This is a genomic window from Streptomyces sp. cmx-4-9 (genome assembly GCF_046548835.1).
Taxonomy (GTDB): Bacteria; Actinomycetota; Actinomycetes; order Streptomycetales; family Streptomycetaceae; genus Streptomyces.
The window spans coordinates 1,099,641-1,117,057 of record NZ_JAEBEE010000001.1; the positions used below are offsets into that span (position 1 = coordinate 1,099,641).

At 73.4% G+C, this 17,417-nt stretch carries 12 protein-coding genes, 3 tRNA genes and 1 pseudogene; 5 read left to right on the top strand and 11 right to left on the bottom strand.

Annotated features, from left to right (window positions below; genetic code table 11):
• Window positions 1–102: 102 nt before the first annotated feature.
• Window positions 103–754: pseudogene (locus ACLJTM_RS05120) on the top strand (bifunctional DNA primase/polymerase).
• Window positions 716–789: transfer RNA gene (locus ACLJTM_RS05125), tRNA-Lys, on the top strand. The pseudogene ACLJTM_RS05120 and the gene ACLJTM_RS05125 overlap by 39 nt, the downstream one beginning before the upstream one ends.
• 58 nt (window positions 790–847) lie before the next feature.
• On the opposite strand, the gene ACLJTM_RS05130 is transcribed toward ACLJTM_RS05125, so the two are convergent.
• Window positions 848–2,083, bottom strand: a complete 1,236-nt coding sequence (locus tag ACLJTM_RS05130; protein ID WP_411102108.1) for a M6 family metalloprotease domain-containing protein — start codon at window positions 2,081–2,083, stop codon at window positions 848–850.
• A gap of 367 nt (window positions 2,084–2,450) precedes the next feature.
• Between ACLJTM_RS05130 and ACLJTM_RS05135 the strand changes: the two genes are divergently transcribed.
• Window positions 2,451–4,316: a putative bifunctional diguanylate cyclase/phosphodiesterase gene (locus ACLJTM_RS05135; RefSeq protein WP_411102109.1), complete on the top strand. Its 1,866-nt coding sequence runs from the start codon at window positions 2,451–2,453 to the stop codon at window positions 4,314–4,316.
• A 172-nt stretch (window positions 4,317–4,488) separates the two neighbouring features.
• On the opposite strand, the gene ACLJTM_RS05140 is transcribed toward ACLJTM_RS05135, so the two are convergent.
• Window positions 4,489–6,186, bottom strand: a complete 1,698-nt coding sequence (locus ACLJTM_RS05140) for a glycosyl hydrolase family 18 protein (protein WP_411102110.1) — start codon at window positions 6,184–6,186, stop codon at window positions 4,489–4,491.
• A gap of 254 nt (window positions 6,187–6,440) precedes the next feature.
• Window positions 6,441–7,604, bottom strand: coding sequence for an LLM class flavin-dependent oxidoreductase (locus ACLJTM_RS05145; protein ID WP_411102111.1), 1,164 nt, complete (start codon window positions 7,602–7,604; stop codon window positions 6,441–6,443).
• A 251-nt stretch (window positions 7,605–7,855) separates the two neighbouring features.
• Between ACLJTM_RS05145 and ACLJTM_RS05150 the strand changes: the two genes are divergently transcribed.
• Window positions 7,856–8,614, top strand: a complete 759-nt coding sequence (locus tag ACLJTM_RS05150) for an IclR family transcriptional regulator (protein WP_411102112.1) — start codon at window positions 7,856–7,858, stop codon at window positions 8,612–8,614.
• Between the two features lie 78 nt (window positions 8,615–8,692).
• On the opposite strand, the gene ACLJTM_RS05155 is transcribed toward ACLJTM_RS05150, so the two are convergent.
• From ACLJTM_RS05155 to ACLJTM_RS05175, 5 genes are all read right to left on the bottom strand, one after another.
• Window positions 8,693–8,766 (bottom strand) — tRNA-Lys (locus ACLJTM_RS05155).
• 29 nt (window positions 8,767–8,795) lie between these two features.
• Window positions 8,796–10,577, bottom strand: a complete 1,782-nt coding sequence (locus ACLJTM_RS05160) for an AMP-binding protein (RefSeq protein ID WP_411102113.1) — start codon at window positions 10,575–10,577, stop codon at window positions 8,796–8,798.
• Between the two features lie 26 nt (window positions 10,578–10,603).
• Complete coding sequence (locus ACLJTM_RS05165) at window positions 10,604–11,197, bottom strand: lytic polysaccharide monooxygenase (protein WP_411102287.1); 594 nt, start codon at window positions 11,195–11,197, stop codon at window positions 10,604–10,606.
• 212 nt (window positions 11,198–11,409) lie between these two features.
• Complete coding sequence (locus tag ACLJTM_RS05170) at window positions 11,410–13,371, bottom strand: SPFH domain-containing protein (RefSeq protein ID WP_411102114.1); 1,962 nt, start codon at window positions 13,369–13,371, stop codon at window positions 11,410–11,412.
• Between the two features lie 11 nt (window positions 13,372–13,382).
• Window positions 13,383–14,696: a peptidoglycan-binding protein gene (locus ACLJTM_RS05175; RefSeq protein WP_411102288.1), complete on the bottom strand. Its 1,314-nt coding sequence runs from the start codon at window positions 14,694–14,696 to the stop codon at window positions 13,383–13,385.
• A gap of 214 nt (window positions 14,697–14,910) precedes the next feature.
• Between ACLJTM_RS05175 and ACLJTM_RS05180 the strand changes: the two genes are divergently transcribed.
• A tRNA-Lys gene (locus ACLJTM_RS05180) sits at window positions 14,911–14,984 on the top strand.
• Between the two features lie 87 nt (window positions 14,985–15,071).
• Here ACLJTM_RS05180 and ACLJTM_RS05185 read toward each other — a convergent pair.
• The 3 genes from ACLJTM_RS05185 to ACLJTM_RS05195 all read right to left on the bottom strand — a co-directional run bounded on the left by ACLJTM_RS05185 (window position 15,072) and on the right by ACLJTM_RS05195 (window position 17,314).
• Window positions 15,072–15,734: a class F sortase gene (locus ACLJTM_RS05185; protein ID WP_411102115.1), complete on the bottom strand. Its 663-nt coding sequence runs from the start codon at window positions 15,732–15,734 to the stop codon at window positions 15,072–15,074.
• Window positions 15,731–16,351, bottom strand: coding sequence for a hypothetical protein (locus ACLJTM_RS05190; protein WP_411102116.1), 621 nt, complete (start codon window positions 16,349–16,351; stop codon window positions 15,731–15,733). The genes ACLJTM_RS05185 and ACLJTM_RS05190 overlap by 4 nt, the downstream gene beginning before the upstream one ends.
• Before the next feature lie 183 nt (window positions 16,352–16,534).
• The gene (locus ACLJTM_RS05195; RefSeq protein WP_411102117.1) at window positions 16,535–17,314 is read right to left on the bottom strand and encodes an HAD-IIA family hydrolase; all 780 of its coding nucleotides are present in this window, start codon (window positions 17,312–17,314) and stop codon (window positions 16,535–16,537) included.
• Window positions 17,315–17,417 lie beyond the last annotated feature (103 nt).

Consider the following 17,417-nt stretch of genomic DNA (forward strand, 5'->3'; position numbering starts at 1 on the left):
CCTGGCATATGCGGGGCGCAACATACACCCGCACGGCCCGCGCCGTCCTCGCTTTCGGCAACTCCCCGGAGCGGTTGCGTCACACCCGGTAGACCTGGATGCATGACGACGCTGACGACGGCCCCCGGTTGCCCCGCTCTCGACACGCGCACCGCGCCCGCCACCCACGTCACCCACGTCACCCGGCAGGGCGCCGCCTGGCTCTCCTCCGCGTCCGCCCGGCCGGGGAGCACCCTCGCGATCTGGGAGGGCCGGCCCGCCTCCCCGGCCGTGCTGCCCTGCGGGACCGTCTTCGACGTCGTCAACGTCCCGCTCGTCCTCGGCCGCCGCGTCCTGGACCTGCTGTGGACGGAGGGGCCCGGCTCGGGTCCGGTCGCCGTGCACCGCGCCCGGATGCTGCTGTTCGCCGCTCCGGGCACCGCCCACCGGCTTCCCGCCCTCCTGCGGTGGGAGGAGTGGGGCGGCTCGCACACGGCTCCGGCACCGCTGTGCCACGGCGCCGGGGACGCCGTCACCGTGCCGCCGCTGGCCGGTTCCCCGGGCGACACCTCGCGCTGGCTGGTGGCCCCCGGTGCGCGTCTGCCGTGGCTTCCCGGGCCCGAGGCGCTGCTGTGGGCCTTCGTCCGGGCCGCCCGTACGGCCGCGCCCACCGGACCTGCGGATATCGATTTTTCGTTCCGCGGTTCTGCCTGCTAATGTCTACGACGTCAGGCAGGCGCCGCTAGCTCAGTTGGTTAGAGCAGCTGACTCTTAATCAGCGGGTCCGGGGTTCGAGTCCCTGGCGGCGCACAGACGGAGGAAGGCCCCCACGCGAGTGGGGGCCTTCTTCGTGTGCCCGGACCGCGGCCTATGTGGTGATCTTCACGGTGTAGGCGCCGGACTGGGTCCGGTCCGCGACCTCGATGCGGATCCGCTCGCCCGGCACGGTGAAGGCCTCCCCGACTTCGAGCGGCGCGTCCGCCAGCGGCGGGTACACCGAGCGGTCCCAGCAGGCTTCCGTCCGCGGGTGCCCGTCCAGCACCTCGATGGGTCCGCCGCCCGACGCCGCCTCGTTGCGGACCCGGTAGACCAGGACCCCTTCGGTGCAGGTGTCCCCGTCGTTGCCCGCCGAGCCCCGCGCCTCGACGGCGATCGCGCTGCCGGGTCCGGTACGGACCACCGCGAGCCGGGTGCCGCCGGTGCCGCCCTGCGGCGGCGCCTCGGCGAGCGGCTGGAGGGTGTGCAGCGAGGAGCCCGACTGCACGCAGTCCACCTGGGAGGAGTCCAGCCAGCCCAGCTTCCACTTGTGCCAGGCGAAGAGGTCGGGGGCCATGCCGAACTGGCTGCCCATGACGTCCCAGTCGCCGACGTGGGTGTCCCAGTCGCCCTTGCCGTCCGTGGGCCGGTGGTAGAGGTCCGGCAGGTCGAAGACGTGCCCGGTCTCGTGGGCCAGTACGTTGCGGTCCGGCGGGTGCTGCTCGAAGACGGTGACGATGCGCCGCAGGTCCGCGCCGTCCGCCCGGATCGGGCGGTCGAAGTTCACGACCTTCGTGGCGTCGGAGTCCACCCCGGGCGCTTCCGGGTCGGCGACGAAGTACACGACGTCGTACGCGCCGAAGTCCACCCCGGGGTCGGCGGTGGCGACCGCGTCGCGCACGTAGGCGGCGCGGTCCTCAGGGGCCCAGTCGCGCTGTATCCCGTACGCGGCGGAGGGCTTGGGCATCTGGACCCACTGCTTCTGGGGGTGCGGGGCCAGGCGGAACCGGCCGTAGGAGGCCCGCTCGAAGTAGTCGCTGGTGGCGGGGAAGTAGTCGGAGGTCAGCTCCTGCGGGGTCAGGGCCGGCCGGTGGTCGGGGAAGGAGAGGAAGACCATCACCGCGTCGAGGGTGCGCTGGGGGCGGGGGTAGGCGCCGTTCCAGGTGTCCAGTCCCAGGGAGTGGTGCGCCGATGTACGGGTCAGCGCGCAGGGGCCGGCTCCGGGGTCGGCGACCGCGGGACCTGCGACGAGCGACATGGCGGCGAGCGCCGTCAGGGAGGTGAGTGCTGCGGCCGTACTTCGCAGGCGGGAGCATTCCACTCCCCCGGGTGTCTCCTGTCGCGGCACATCGACCTCCGGTGGTGGATTCGTACCCTCTCGTCCACCTTGAGGCGATTGTCTTACAAGTGCCCTGTTCCGCTGCCCCACACGAGTGAGCAATGCGGCAAGCCGGTGACCCCCGGACTTCACGCACGTGCCTACGGACCGTCACGAACGATCACGCGAGATCAGCAGCAGTGCCCTGATGCTCAGAGCTGCGCAGAAACGATCGCCCGGCCTCGGGCCGACGATCCGTCATCAGTCGTCACCCTGGCGCCAACTCGTCAAAGGACCGCGCTCCGACCGGCGACGCCGCTGGATAGGGCCTCCCGGCTGCCTCTATGATCGGCACACTTTCCTGCACGGACACTCACGAACACTGCGGGAGCCAACGGTGAGCGGAACCTCAGAAGGAACCGGTTCGGCGGCCGACAGCATCCGATCGGCCATTACGCAGCGTCACGCCACAGTGCCGGCAGCGCCGTCGGGTCCGCCGGCCCCCCCGGCGTCGCCCTCCCGGATCGACGCCGGGCGCAGCGACTACCGGGCCGCCTTCAACGCGGCCCACCTCGCGATGGCCGTCGTCGACCGCGACGGCCTGGTCGTCACCGCCAACACGGCCCTCGCCGGGCTGCTCGGCACCGAACCCCACGCGCTCACCCACCAGTGCGCCGCCGACCTGGTCGACCTGGCCTCGGAGGCGCGCACCTGGGGGGCCTACCAGGAGGTGCTGCGGGGCCGGCAGGCCCGGTTGCGCTGCACGCGCCGCCTCAAGCATCCCGACGGGCATTCGCTGTGGACCGAGGTCACCCTCGCCCCGGTCCCCGGGACGGAGAACGTCCTGCTGTCCGTCGCCGACATCAGCGACCGCCGCGACCTCCAGGCCCGGCTGCGGCACCTGCAGATGCACGACCCGGTGACCCGGCTGCCGAACCGGGCCCTGTTCTTCGAGCGGCTCTCCGCGGCCCTGGAGGCCTCCTCGTACGAGCACGGCGGCGGCACCGGCCGGATCGGTCTCTGCTACCTGGACCTCGACGGGTTCAAGGCGGTCAACGACACCCTCGGCCACCGGGTCGGCGACCGCCTGCTGGCCGCCGTCGCGGGGCGGCTGACCCTGTGCGCCGACCAGTCCGGGTACGGGCGTACGGGCGGCCACCTGGTGGCGCGCCTGGGCGGTGACGAGTTCGCCCTCCTCGTGGAGGACTCCACCGGGACCGAGCAGCTCGCGGAGCTGGCGCGCAGCGTCCTGGCGGCGGTGCAGGAGCCCTTCGACCTGGCCGGGCAGCGCCTGTCGGTGTCCGCGTCGATCGGGGTGGTGGAGCGGGCCGCGGCCGGCACCTCGGCGACGGGTCTGATGCAGGCCGCCGACACCACCCTCTACTGGGCCAAAGCCGACGGGAAGGCCCGCTGGACCCTCTTCGACCCGGAGCGAAACGCGCACCGCATGACGCGCCAGGCCCTCTCCTCCACCCTGCGGCCGGCCGTGGACCAGGGCGAGTTCGAGCTGGAGTACCAACCGCTGGTCGACCTGGAGAGCGGCGTGGTGCGCGGGGTGGAGGCCCTGGTCCGCTGGAACCATCCGCAGTTCGGCACCCTGACGCCGAATCGGTTCATCGGGATCGCCGAAGAGGACGGTTCCATCGTCCAGTTGGGGCAGTGGGTGCTGCGCACCGCGTGCCGGCAGGCGCGCCGGTGGCAGATCGAGCAGCCCAGTGACTGCCCGGTCTTCGTCTCCGTGAACGTCGCGGTGCGGCAGGTGTGGGACTCGGACCTGGTGGGCGACGTCGCGGAGATCCTCGCCGAGACGGGCCTGGCCCCGCAGCTGCTCCAGCTGGAACTCACCGAGTCGGCCGTGATGGGCTCGGCGGGCCGCCCGCTCCAGGCCCTGCAGGCGCTGAGCGACATGGGCGTCCGGATCGCCATCGACGACTTCGGCACCGGCTACTCGAACCTGGCCTACCTCAGCCGGCTGCCGGTCTCGGTCCTGAAGCTCGACGGCTCCTTCGTACGGGGCTTCCGCTACGAGGAGGGCGCCCACCCGAACCCGGCCGACGAGACCATCGTGGAGGCCCTGGTCCAGCTGGCGCACCGGCTGGGCCTGACGGTGACCGCGGAGTGCGTGGAGACCGCGGGCCAGGCGGCCCGGCTGCGGCGCGTCGGCTGCGACACGGGCCAGGGCTGGCTGTACTCCCGTGCGGTGGCCCCGGAACGCATCGCGGAGATGATCGGCTCCCGCCCGGGCGCGGACGACCCGCGCTGAGCGGCCACCGCTTGAGCGGCCGCCCCGCGGGGCGGCCGCTCAAGCGGTGGCCGGGCGTGGCGAGGCCGATGCCCGGCGGGGCCGGGAATCCGTTAGCCATGTGACACACCTCCGCCCCGCCCCCGGACAGGGGGCGGGGCGGAGGCGGCGCTCGGCGCAGGGTGGGGGGAGATCAGCAGGCGCCGAGGTCCTTCCAGACGCCCCATTCACCCGTGGTGCCCGGCGTCTCGTTCTGCGTCCACCACTGGGCCTTGTACTTGCGGCCGTTGTGGGCGACCTCGCTGCCTCCGGTGTAGACCGTCCCGGCCGCGTACGCCGGGGTCGCACCGCAGCCGGTGGTCGGCGGGGTGGTCGGAGGCGTGGTCGGCGGGGTCGTGGGCGGAGTGGTCGGAGGCGTGGTGGGCGGGGTGGTCGGCGGCACGGTGGTCCCGCCGAGGGCGTCCGAGATCTGGTTCAGCAGCGTGGTGTTGTTGTCCAGGCCGAGCAGGGAGTACATCATCGCGCCGGCCAGGCCGCGCTGCTTGCCGTAGTCGACCCGGGCCTGGATGGCCTTCTGGTTCAGGCCGGTGAAGAACTCGCCGTCCTTGTAGAAGTACGCGGCCTTGGCGGCGTCGTCCCAGTGGGTGGTCGACGCGTTGTCGACGATCCCGCCGAGCTCCTTGTAGTGGGCGATGCCCGCCTGCTGGCTGACCGGGCGGACGTTGGAGGCGCCGGTGGCCGACTGGGCGAGGCCGCTGTTGGCGCCGGCCGGGACGCCCTTCCAGCCGCGGTAGTAGAACTCGTAGCCCAGCGTCAGCTTGTTGGCGGGGAAGCCGCCGGCGATGCCGTAGGCGGGCTTGCCGTCGATCCAGGAGTCGATGGCGTTGTCGATGCTGTACTTCTCGGTGCCCGGCGCGATGGGGTCGGTCGGGTCGCCGGCCGGGGAGTAGAGCGGCGACTGGTGGTAGGTCGGGCCGTCGCTGTCCCAGGCGCCGTGCATGTCGTACGTCATGATGTTCGCGTAGTCGAGGTACGCGCCGATCTTGTCCGTCTCGATGTACTTGATCTTGTCCTGGCCGGCCGGGAGGGCCGCGGTCAGGAGGTACTTCTTGCCGCCGTTGGCCGCGCCCTCGGCGTCGAGCTGCTTGCGGAACTCCTGGAGCAGGAGCGTGAAGTTCTGCTTGTCCTCGGGGGCGTAGTGGTTGCCCAGGTGGCCGCCGGAGGAGCCGGGGTACTCCCAGTCGATGTCGATGCCGTCGAAGATGCCGGCCGCGGCGCCGACGCCGCCGTAGCCGCCCTCCACCGGGAGGTCGCCCTTGATGTACTGCTTGATGCAGGAGGTGACGAGCTTCTTGCGGGAGGCGTCGGTCTTGGCCGCGTCGCTGAAGAACTTCGAGTACGTCCAGCCGCCCAGCGAGATGTTGATCTTCAGGTGGGGGTACTTCGCCTTCAGTTCCTTGAACTGGTTGAAGACGCCCACGATCGGCTGGTCCCACTTGTCGGCGACGCCGTCGACGCTGTCCGCCGCGGCGAAGGACTTCTGGTAGTCGGCGTAGGAGTCGCCCGCGCCGTCGCCGGCGTTCGGGTTGTTGTCGTCGCCCGCCGCCTTGTTGGCCTCGAAACAGGTGAGGTCCGTGGGGTGGATGTTGCCGAACGAGTAATTGATGACGTCCAGCTTGCCCGCTATGCCGCGGGTGTCGAGGTGCTTGGGATAAAAGGCGTTCCCGTACACGCTCCACTGGTCGTAGTAGGCGATCCGGACGCCGCCGGCCGCGGCGGTCGTTCCGGCGGCGGCCGCCTGGGCGGTGCCGAGCCCCGCGAAGGAGGCCAGTGCTCCGGCTGCCAGCGCGGCCGTGGCGGCGGCTGCGATGAGGGGTTTACGGATGTGCATGAACTGCCTCCGGGGGGTGGGAGGGAGAAACAAGAAGTTCAGGTGGGAGAAGTGATAGCGATCACCGCTCCCCCGAGTCAATGGTTTGGACCAAAGAAGGACTAGACCACTGCTCCGGCAAATCCCCTCGTCAGAGACGTGAGCGCACATCAGAAACCGCCCGCCACCCCGGGTGACGAGCGGTTTAAGGGTGCCTTAGGACACCCTCCGGCAAGGTTTCGGCAACAAACCAGCCGAACCCCGTTCATGCCTTCTCAGAGTTGGTCCGCCCCCTCCTGCGGCATCCCGTACGCATCTGCGACGAGCGCATACGAACGCAACCGGGCCGCGCCGCCATGGGCGTTGGCGGTCAGCATCAGCTCGTCGGCGCCCGTCCGCTGCGCCAGCCCGTCGAGGCCGGCGCGGACCGCGTCGGGGGTGCCGTGGACGATGGTGGAGAGCCAGCCGTCCACGAACTCCCGCTCCGGCGCCGAGAAGGGGTACGCCGCCGCCTCCTGCGGCGAGGGCACCAGCCCGGGCCGCCCGCTGCGCAGCCGCAGCATCGACAGGGCTCCGGTGAGCACCTGGGCGCGGGCCTCGGCCTCGGTGTCGGCGGCCAGCGCGGCGACCCCGATCACGGCGTAGGGGGCGTCCAGCACGGCCGAGGGCCGGAAGCTCTGCCGGTACAGGTCGAGTGCCGGCAGGGTGCCGGCGGCCGAGAAGTGGTGGGCGTACGCGAAGGGCAGGCCGAGCTCTCCGGCGAGGCGGGCGCTGAAACCGGACGAGCCGAGCAGCCACAGGGGCGGGCGCCCGACCGGGCCCTGGACCGGGCCGGGCACGGCGTGGACCCGGGCGTACGGGTGGCCGTCGGGGAAGTCGTCGTCCAGGAAGCGGGTGAGCTCGGCGAGCTGCCGGGGGAAGCCGTCGGCGGCCTCGTCCAGGCGCCCGGGCCCGCGCAGGGCGGCGGCGGTGCGGCCGTCGGTGCCCGGGGCCCGGCCGAGCCCGAGGTCGATCCGCCCGGGGGCGAGGGCCTCCAGGGTGCCGAACTGCTCGGCGACGGCCAGCGCGGCGTGGTTGGGCAGCATGACCCCGCCCGAGCCGAGCCGGATCCGCGAGGTGTGCGCGGCCAGGTGGGCGAGGATCACGGCGGGCGAGGAGCTGGCGACCCCCGGCATGGAGTGGTGTTCGGCCACCCAGTGCCGGTGGTAGCCGCGGGACTCCGCGAGCCGGGCGATCGCCACGCTGGTCCGCAGCGACTCGTGCGCCGTGCTGCCCGCTCCGACGGTCACCAGGTCCAGGACCGAGAGCGGCACGGGCGCCCGGCCCCGGGCCGTACCGCGGATGCCGTCCCGGCTGCCCCGACCGCCCCCGGCGTCCCCGCCGCCGCGACCGCTCCGGCCCTCCGGTCGCTGCACGTCCGCGTCCCCGGTGTCACTCATCGTCGCTCCCGTCACGTTTCCGCCGTCGTACGGAGTCGGAGTGACGTCCGTACGAAGAATTCGAACCGTGCGCGGACGCCGGGCATTCCCGGCACACCGGGACAGTGCGCGTGACCTTGGCATATGCCAGGGGAGTAGATCCAGGCGGAGCGACGTGATCTGGCCACCAATCTCCTCAACAGGCGCTCCACATGGGCCTCTTGATGGCTATCGTGGTAGGGCAAGCGGTAACAACCTGCTAGGGGGAAACCGTGGCGCTGAAGCCCGAGCCGACCGCGCCGTTCCACTCGGTGCAGTACGCACTGCGCGTACTCGAAACGATCGCCCGGCACACCGGCGGTGTGACCGACGCGCAGATCGCGCGTGAGACCGGCCTGCCCGCGGTCCACCTCGCCCCGATGCTGCTCATGCTGCGCCGGGAGGGGTACGTCCTGCAGGTGTCCGACGGCGCCTACGCCATCGGGGACTCCCTCGTCCTGCTCGGCTCCGGCACCGACCGGCAGCAGGCCCTGACGGACAAGCTCCAGGAGACCCTGGACCGGCTGCGCGACTCGGTCGGCGCGGCCGTCTACATCAGCCGGTACGTGGACGGCGAGGTCAGGATCACGCAGTTCGCGGACAGCCCGCGCACCCCGAAGGTCCACGAGTGGGTCGACTTCCGCTCCGCGGCGCACGCCAGCGCGGTCGGCAAGTGCCTGCTCACCCAGCTCGACCTGAACGGGCGGCGCGACCACCTCTCCCGGCACAAGATCGCCCGGCTCACCTCCAAGACGATCGTGAACGAACGGATCCTCTTCTCGAAGCTGGACGCCCAGCCGGCCACCGTGCCCATGCTGGACCTCCAGGAGTACGCCGTGGGCACGGTCTGCGCGGCCGTCCCGATCACGGCCGGGGCGGCGGTGGGCTGCCTGGCCCTGTCGATGCCGGTCGAGCACGCGCACCGGCTGCGGGCCGCGGCGGACGCACTGAACCGCAAGGCCGCGCCGCTGCTGCTGTCGCTCACGCTCTGAGGCCCGGGCCCCGGGGCCGGATCGCCCGGAAAACACTTCGGGCGGTTCCCGGTAACCGGAAACCGCCCGAAGGACAGGTGCGCCGCCAGGGACTCGAACCCCGGACCCGCTGATTAAGAGTCAGCTGCTCTAACCAACTGAGCTAGCGGCGCCTGCTGACAGAGAAAATACTACCCGGTCCTCAGGGGTGCTCAAAACCATGGCCCGCAGCCCCCTGCGCGCCGCCGGGGCGCCCTCCCGCACTCCGGTGCGGATGCAGCAGGGCGGCCCGGCCCTGCGCCTCGTAGGCGGCGAGCAGCGCGCTCAGGTCGCCTTCGTCGAGGCGGCGGTACGCCGGGGACCGGTCCGGGCGCCACCACACCGGGTCCGGGCCCCCCTTCCCCTCCCCCGACCGGGGGAGGAAGCCCGCGCGGCGCAGGGCCACCCGGTGGACCTTGTTCGTGGCCGTGACCGGCATGGCCGCCAGCACCCGGACGTAGCGCGGGGCCATCTTCGTGCCGAGGTCGGGCTGGGCGGCCAGGAAGGCCTCGAAGGCCGCCGGGTCGAAGACCTCTCCCTCGCGCAGGGCCAGGGCCGCCATGACCTGGTCGCCGGCGACTTCGTCCGGGACGGCGTACACGGCGACCGCCGCCGCCCGGGACCAGCGGGCCAGGATGTTCTCGATCACCGCCGCGGCGAGGTTCTCGCTGTCGACGCGCAGCCGGTCGTCGGTGCGGCCCGCGAAGTAGAGGAAGCCCGCCGCGTCCCGGAAGAAGAGGTCGCCGGTCCAGTACCAGCCGCCGCGGGTGCGGGCGGCCTCCGCCGCGGGGTTGCGCCAGTAGCCCTCGAAGAGGCTGCGACCCCGGTTGACCAGCTCGCCGATGGCCTCACCCCCGTTGAGCAGGCGTCCCTCGCCGTCCAGGCGGGCGGCCGGGCACTCCCGGCCCGTGTCCGGGTCGATCACCGCCAGGTCGTCCCCTTCGCCCGCCCGGCCCAGGGCTCCCGCGGGGGTGTCCGGGGTCCTCTGGACGGAGGCGCCGCCCTCGGTGGCCCCGTACCCCTCCACCAGCCGGACCCCGAACCGCTCGGCGAAGCGCGCCGCGTCCACTGCCCCGGCCTCGGTGCCGAAGCCGAGCCGCAGGCGGTGGTCGCGGTCCTCGGGGCGGGGCTCGGTGGCCAGCAGGTACTGGATCGCGCGGCCGACGTAGGTGAAGTAGGTCGCCCGGTAGGCCCGTGCGTCGTCCAGGAACGCGGAGGCGGAGAACCGGCGGCGCAGGGCGACCGCGGCGCCGCCCGCGAGCGCCGGCAGCCAGTCGGCGATCACCGCGTTGCCGTGGAAGAGCGGCATGCAGACATAGTGGACGTCGTCGGGGGCGACCGAGAACTGCCGGGCCAGGGAGTGGCCGGCGGCGGCCAGGCGGCCCTGGGTGCAGACGGCCGCCTTGGGGGCCCCGGTGGAGCCCGAGGTGAAGTAGAGGAGCAGCCGGTCGGCGGGCCCGGGCGGGCGCAGTACGTCCTCGCCGGGCTTGGCGGATGCACAGGGGGCGAGAAGGGCCTCGTACTCCTCGGTGCCGGTGACCAGGAGGCGGACGCCGGGCAGGTCCAGGCCGCGCAGCAGGGGCAGGTGGGCCCGCTCGGTGACCAGGATCCGGCATTGCGTGTGGAGGATGTCGCGGGCGAGCTCCGGGCCGCGGCGGGTGGGGTTGATGCCTGCGACGGCGGCCCCCGCGAGGGCCGCCGCGCCGAGCCAGTGGGGGAACTCGGGGACGTTGTCGAGCAGGATTCCCAGGTGCGGTTCGGCCCCGGGCGGCATGAGGTCGACGAGGAGCGCGGCGCGCGCGGCGGCTTCCCGGGCGGCCTGGTGACGGGTGAGGACGGCGCGCTCGGCGCTGTCGGGGTCCTCGTACATCAGGCCGGGCCGGTGGTCGCCCCACTGGCGCGCGATGAGCTCCGCGACGGTCTCGGGTGCAGTCGTCGTCCGCATGCCGCCGGAGGTTAGCTGACGCTGCGTCAGAATTGAACGTCGGAGCAGGAGTAGAAGGCCATGGCGGTGTCGTTCACGGTCCAGACGGCGAGGATCATGTGCCGGCCGGTCTTGCCACCGGGCATCGCACCCTGGTGGACGGTGGTCATCGGGGGCCGGGCGCCGTTGTAGGCGACCGTGAGGAAGGGCTGGGAGTCGAGGGAGGCGCGGGTCAGGGGCTTGGTGGGGTCCCAGCCGTTCCTGGTGACGTAGTACTTGAAGTCGGTGGTGGAGTGGTTGGCGGTGAACTGCCACCGGAAGGCGTAGCTCTGGCCGCTGGTGACCTTGGTGGTGGGCCAGGTGCCGCCGCGCTGGTCGTCGAGTTCGGCGAACTGCGGCAGGCCCGCGGAACAGATCTTGCCGTCGGCGGGGCCGGCGGCCGGGAAGCCCTTGAAGCCCTCGACGCTCTGCGGCTCCCACTGGATGGCGCCGCAGTTGGCGACCGTCTTGTTGGCGCAGAGCTTCTGGCGGCTGATGGGGGTGTCCGTGTAGCCGTGGCTGCTCGCGCTGGGGGCGCCGAGCAGGGTGATCCCGGCGACGAGGCCGAGGCCGAGCGCGGCGGCGCCGGCCCGTCCGGGCATGCGGAAGTGACGCATGATGCTCCTTGAACGTGGGGGGAGTTCGGCAAGAGCGTGCGCACGCGTGGGGATGAAGTGCCTCGGTGGAGATTCTTCAGGTCTAGACCAAGTCCCAGATTATTGACGAGAGTTGGCCATGTCCATACCAATGCCGGAACGGGTGGTCCGGTAGGTTCCGGCCACCCGTCCGCATCTGCCGCCCCCGGCCGCCCCGGCTACTCGTTGCGGCCCGTGTAGAAGGCCACCGTGAGGTCCTTCACCAGGGCCTTGCGCTCGTAGTCGTCGAGCTCGACGAGCCCGCGCGAGGTCAGCCGGTGCACGGTGTCGTCGACGGCGTCCACCACCGAGGTCAGCACGCTGTCCCGGTGCTTGGCGTCGATCGCGGCGACCCGGCGGCGGCGCATGGCCTCGGCCACCTCGGGGGCGTACTCGATCCGGGTCGGCTGGGCCGAGAACACCTCGATCCCCACCGCCTCGGTCTCCGCCGCCAGCATGCGCGTCAGCGCCTCGCCGACGGCCTCGGCGTCCCGCAGGGTCGGCGCGTCCTCGTGGAAGGCGTCGGCGGGGAGCTGTGAGAGCACCCGGGCCATGGCCGATTCCACCTGCTCGGCGAGGTAGTCGACGTGGTCCTCGACTCCGAGGGTGGCCCGGGCCGTGTCCCGGACCTGCCAGACGACCTGGACGACGACCTGCAGCGCGAGCCCGCCCGCATCGACGGCGGGCATCGGCTCGCTGCGCCAGTGCCGCAGGCGCACGTCGACCCGGCGGCGCAGCAGCAGGGGACTGATCCAGGTCAGGCCGGTGCGGCGGACCGTGCCGCGGTAGGCCCCGAAGAGGGTGAGCACCCAGGCGTGGCCGGCGCGGGCCCGGCCGAGCCCGCCGAGGGAGAGGAGGGCGACGATCCCGAGGAAGGCGAGCGGGGGCCAGTGGGTGGCGCGCAGGCCCTGGTAGGCGCGGGGGGCCCCGCCGAAGGCCGCGACCAGCGGCGCGGGGACCACCCCGGCCCGCCAGAGCACGGCCATGCAGCCGGCCAGGGCCAGGCAGCCCACCCCGACGCCGATCCAGCCGGGCAGGACGGGGCCGCGGTGCTCGCGCAGCCGGTCGTCGCCGCGGGGCGCACGGCGTACGGGGACGGGCCGCGGGGCCGCTGCGGGGCGGGGGGCGGCCGGGCCGGGCCGGCCACCCTGCACCCGATGCGGCTGCGGCTGCGGCTGCGGAGCCGCGCGGAACGGGAGGTGGACCGGCACCTCGGTGACGGCGGAACCCCGGTGGGGTGCGGCGAGGACGGGCAGGTCCTGGGTGTCGTCCTCGGCGGGGGCGAGCCCGCGCGCCACGGCCTGGGCCACGATCTCGACGACCCCGGGACCGGGGACGCCGCGGTACGCGGGCTCGGGCTCGGGAACGGTCCGGGGCTCGGGCTGCGGCTCCGGCTCCGGCTCGGGGCCTGGGCCGGGGTCGGGCTCCGCGCGCGCCGCGGGGACTTCGTACCCGTGCCCGGGCCCGTCGGCCTCGGCCAGGGCCACGCCCCCGCGGTCACCGGACGGCTGTGCCTGGGTCGGGGTCGGGGCCGGGGTCTGCGCCTGGACCGGGGCGTTCGGCTGGGGCTCGGGGGCCTCGGGCTGGGGCTCGGGCTCGGGCCCTGCGGTCGCGGGGGTCGCCAGGGCTGCCCCCGGCGGGAGGCTCCCGGTGGCGCCGTCCCCGCCCCATGCCTGCGGAAGGCCGAGGGCGGCGGTCGCGGAGCCCGTCGCCGGCCCCGCCGTGGCGAAGGCCGGGGCCTCGGCGGCGGCCGGGACGGGCCGGGGCCGGCTCCCGTCCGGTGCGCCGGCCCCTGCCGGGTGGCCCGGCGCCGGGTGGCCCCCGGGGGCGGACCGGCCCGCCGGGACGGCGTGGTGGCCGTCGCCGCCGGGCGCCACGGGCCCGGCGGCGACGGTCCCGGCGGTCGGGGCGGTCGGGGCGGTCGGGGCGGTCGGGGCGGTCGGGGCGGTCGGGGCCTCGTACGCGGGGGCCGGGGCCGCCGGGGCCTCGTACGCGGGGGCCGGGGCCGCCGGGGCCTCGTACGCGGGGGCCGGGGCCGCCGGGGCCTCGTACGCGGGGGCCGGGGCCGCCGGGCGGGCGGCGGGTCGCGTCGGGAGGATGCGGAGGGTGCCCGTGGTCGAGGTGGTGCGCGTGGGGTACATCGTTACCTCCGTCATGCGAACAGCCGGCGCCAGGTTTCCGGGCCCGGGTAACCGTCGGCCGAGGCCCCGCGCCAGCCCTGGGCGCGCTGGAAGGCCTCGACGGCACGGCGGTCGGCCTCGCTCCAGCGCGGGCCCGGGCCCGACGCGTAGAACCGGCCGAAGCCCTTCTTCACGAGCTGGCGGCCGAGGGCGGCGACCGCCTCGTGGGTGCTGCCCGGGCGGAAGGCGGCGAGCCCCGGGTAGGCCCGTACTCCGCCCGGGCCCGGCGCTCCGTCGACCAGCGGCCGGACGTCCTTGCCCTGGCGCTGGACCAGCAGCCGCCAGGTGTGCTCGCCCGGGATGCCGTCGGCTTCCGCGCCCGTCCAGCCCTGGGCCTGCTGGAAGGCCTGGGTCGCCAGCCGGTCGTGCTCGCTCCACGTCCGGTCGGCCACCCCCTTGGGGTAGAAGCGGTACGCACCGCGGTCGATGAGCATCCGGCCCAGCTGCGCGACGTGGTCGTTGACCGCGCCGGGCCGGAACTTCGCCGCGCCCGGGAACGGCGTCGCGTCCCCCGGCTTGACGCCTCCCGTCTCGCCGGCCGGCGGGACCCCGTTGAACCGGTACGGGAGGTACTTCGTCGAGTTGCTCCAGTACCCGTAGGGCGTCGCCAGCCTGCGTGTCGTCGGCCGGGTCTGCTCGTAGGCGACGTAGTGCGTGCGGGTCCCGTCCACCCAGCCGCCGAAGAGGACGACGTGCGAGCCGTTGCTCGGGTCCGCCGGGTTGTGGAAGAGGAGCATGTCCCCCGGCAGGAGCTCCTCCTTGGTGATCCGGGTCGCGAAGCGGTCGAGGCTGCCGGTCCACTCGTTCGAGCCGAGGTTCCAGGCCATGGAGACATAGCCCGAGCAGTCCTGCCGGTACCCGTCCGTCCAGTACTCGGACATGCTGTACGGGACCTTCGCGTCCAGCCACAGCTTCGCCCGGTTGATGATCGTCGCGCGGTCGATCCGCCTGACCGCCCCCGGCGCGGCGGGGGCTCCCGGCTTGCCGACCGTCGCCTTGGGGCCGTGCAGCGGGGCGCGGCCGCCCTGCGGTGTGCCGGGGTCGTCCTGGGCCGCGGCCCCCGGCGTCGGAGCGGCCGGCGCCGCGGCGGCGGCGGCCCCACCGCCCAGGACCATGCCCGCGGCGGTGGCCAGGACCAGCGCGCGGCGGGCGCCGCGGGCGGCCGGATGCCCCCCGTCCCGGAGCGGTATGGCCCGCGCGCGGGCGAGGGACCGGCGGCGCAGGGCGCACCCCTGGCACGCGCAGTCGGCCGCGGGCTCGTACTCCTCGAATGCGGGCATCGGCATCTGCACTCGCGTCGGCGGCTGCATCGTCATGCGGTTCCGTCCACTCCCCTACTCGTCCACTGGTCGGCCGGAACCACATCTGGCGGGTCATCAGATGCGGTACGGCAGACATATCGTGCACGATGGAGTGCCCAAACATGGGTTAATCGGACAATGCGGGCGTGGCTGGTCATGAGCACCACTGGAGGTGGGGTAGAGTTTTCCCTGTCACCAAGCGCCGCTAGCTCAGTTGGTTAGAGCAGCTGACTCTTAATCAGCGGGTCCGGGGTTCGAGTCCCTGGCGGCGCACAGACGGGAAAAGCCCCGCAGCGAAAGCTGCGGGGCTTCTTCGTTCCCGGATCCGCTCGCGCGGCCCGCCCGGCCGCCCCTGCGGGGCTATGCGGCCGTGCCGCCGGCGCCGGCTCCCGAGCCGGTCAGGTAAGCCGAGACCACCACATTGGCCGTGTACTCCTTGGCCGCCTTGTCGTAGCGCCCGCCGCAGGTCACCAGGCGCAGTTCCGCCCGCCCCTTCACCCGCTGGCCGTACGCCTTGTGCGGGTCGAAGCCCTTGCGCTCGTAGACCCGTACGTCCTCGATGGTGAACTCGGCGACCGAGCCGTCCGCCCGCACCACCCGCACCTTCTCGCCCGGCTGCGCCGAACTCAGGCCGTAGAACACCGCCGGCTTCGACTGCGTGTCCACGTGCCCCACCATCAGCGCGGCCCCCGCCGCGCCCGGCTGGGTGCCGGCACCCCACCAGCCCACCGTGCCCGGCCGGTCGTCCGGCGGCGGCTCGATGGCGCCGTCGCCGTCCAGGCTGCGGGCCACCACCGGCGCCTGGATGCCTATGGACGGCACGTCGACCCGCTGCGGCAGCGCAGCGCCCAGCGGGGCGTGCGCGGCCGGGAGTCCCGGACCCACCGCCCCGCCGGCCTGCCCGGCCGTCGTCGCGGGGACCCCGGTCAGCTGGCGGCCCCACAGCCACAAGCCCAGCACCAGGACCGACCAGGCGGCGAACGTCAGCAGCCGCCCGCCCGCCGGGGCCCTGCCCTCGCTCATCCGCCGCTGCGGCGACGGCGCAGAGTCAGCGCCCGGCCCGCCACGGCCAGTGTCGCGGCGGCCGCGAGGACGGCGCCGATCAGGGTGTGCGGCAGCCCCGGGCCGTCCTGCTCGTGGCTCTTCTTGGCCGTCGCCGCCAGCCGGGTCGTCTCGGCGACCTCGGCGGACATGCCGCCGCCGCCCGCGTGGACCGGCCACACCGGCGAGCGGTGCGGGTCGGGGCGGTGCTCACGCCGGTGCACGACCTCGATGGAGCCGTGGACCTTGCCGTCGTGGCCGTCGCAGGTCACCCGGACGGAGTGCCAGCCCGGCGAGGCGTGCGAACTGATCATGGCGTCGCCGAAGAGCGGGCTGCCGCCCCCGTTGCGGCCGTGCAGGTCGGCCTCGCCCACGAAGACGGCGGACTTGGCGGCGCCCGTGGTGCCGTTGCAGCCGTGGACGCGCAGCTTGACCTGCGCCCCGGGCTCGGCCGGGTTCGGATCCGCCGAGATGCTGCCGCCGCCCCCGCGGTCGCGGTCCTCCTCGCCCGCGAGGGCGAGGGGCGCGGTCGCGACGGACAGGGCCGTCAGGGCGACGGCCACCCCGGCGGCACGGACGGCGATCGGAACACTGCGCATGGTGAACCTCCTCACCAAGGAGATTCACGCGCACCGCGCCGCTCCGCATCCCCAGCAGCGCCGTACGGGTCAGTCGCACGCGCCGGCCGTACGCGCCGGCCGTACGCGTCAGTCGTACGCGTCAGTCGTACGTGTCGGCCGTACGCGTCAGTCGTACGTGTCGGCCGGGCGGGCGTCGGACCGTCAGACCAGGTCGACCAGGTCGGCGATGGAGTCCACGGTCTTGGTCGGGCGGTAGGGGAACCGCTCGGTGTCGGCCCGGGAGGTCAGGCCGGTCAGGACGAGGAAGGTCTGCATCCCCGCCTCCAGCCCGGCGAGCACGTCCGTGTCCATCCGGTCGCCGATCATCGCGCTGGTCTCGGAGTGCGCGCCGATGGCGTTCAGGCCGGTCCGCATCATCAGCGGGTTGGGCTTGCCCGCGAAGTAGGGCTGCTTGCCGGTGGCCTTGGTGATCAGCGCGGCGACGGCTCCGGTGGCCGGCAGCGGACCCTCGGTGGAGGGGCCGGTCTCGTCGGGGTTGGTGCAGATGAAGCGGGCGCCGGCGTTGATCAGGCGGACGGCCTTGGTCATCGCCTCGAAGCTGTACGTCCGGGTCTCGCCCAGGACCACGTAGTCGGGCTCGTGGTCGGTGAGGACGTAGCCGATGTCGTGCAGGGCGGTGGTCAGGCCGGCTTCGCCGATGACGTACGCCGTGCCGCCGGGGCGCTGGTCGTCGAGGAACTTCGCGGTGGCCAGCGCGGAGGTCCAGATGTTCTCGACGGGGACGGCCAGGCCCATGCGGCTGAGTCGGGCCTGGAGGTCGCGCGGGGTGTAGATCGAGTTGTTGGTCAGCACCAGGAAGGGCTTGCCGGAATCGCGCAGCCGCTTGATGAAGGCATCGGCCCCCGGGATCGGGGTGCCCTCGTGGATGAGGACCCCGTCCATGTCGGTGAGCCAGGATTCGATCGGCTTGCGCTCTGCCACTGGACTGTTCTCCGCTCTCGGTGGCCGTGACCCGTGACCCGCGGCCTCGGCTGCGGCCGCTGGTCTGTACCACCCTATCGGGGCCCGACCTCGGACGCCGTCG

Coding starts and splice junctions, on each gene's coding strand:
- ACLJTM_RS05140 (WP_411102110.1), bottom strand. CDS start 6,186: ATGCACATCCGTAAACCCCTCATCGCAGCCGCCGCCACGGCCGCGCTG.
- ACLJTM_RS05145 (WP_411102111.1), bottom strand. CDS start 7,604: ATGAGTGACACCGGGGACGCGGACGTGCAGCGACCGGAGGGCCGGAGC.
- ACLJTM_RS05160 (WP_411102113.1), bottom strand. CDS start 10,577: ATGCGGACGACGACTGCACCCGAGACCGTCGCGGAGCTCATCGCGCGC.
- ACLJTM_RS05165 (WP_411102287.1), bottom strand. CDS start 11,197: ATGCCCGGACGGGCCGGCGCCGCCGCGCTCGGCCTCGGCCTCGTCGCC.
- ACLJTM_RS05170 (WP_411102114.1), bottom strand. CDS start 13,371: ATGTACCCCACGCGCACCACCTCGACCACGGGCACCCTCCGCATCCTC.
- ACLJTM_RS05175 (WP_411102288.1), bottom strand. CDS start 14,696: ATGCCGATGCCCGCATTCGAGGAGTACGAGCCCGCGGCCGACTGCGCG.
- ACLJTM_RS05185 (WP_411102115.1), bottom strand. CDS start 15,734: ATGAGCGAGGGCAGGGCCCCGGCGGGCGGGCGGCTGCTGACGTTCGCC.
- ACLJTM_RS05190 (WP_411102116.1), bottom strand. CDS start 16,351: ATGCGCAGTGTTCCGATCGCCGTCCGTGCCGCCGGGGTGGCCGTCGCC.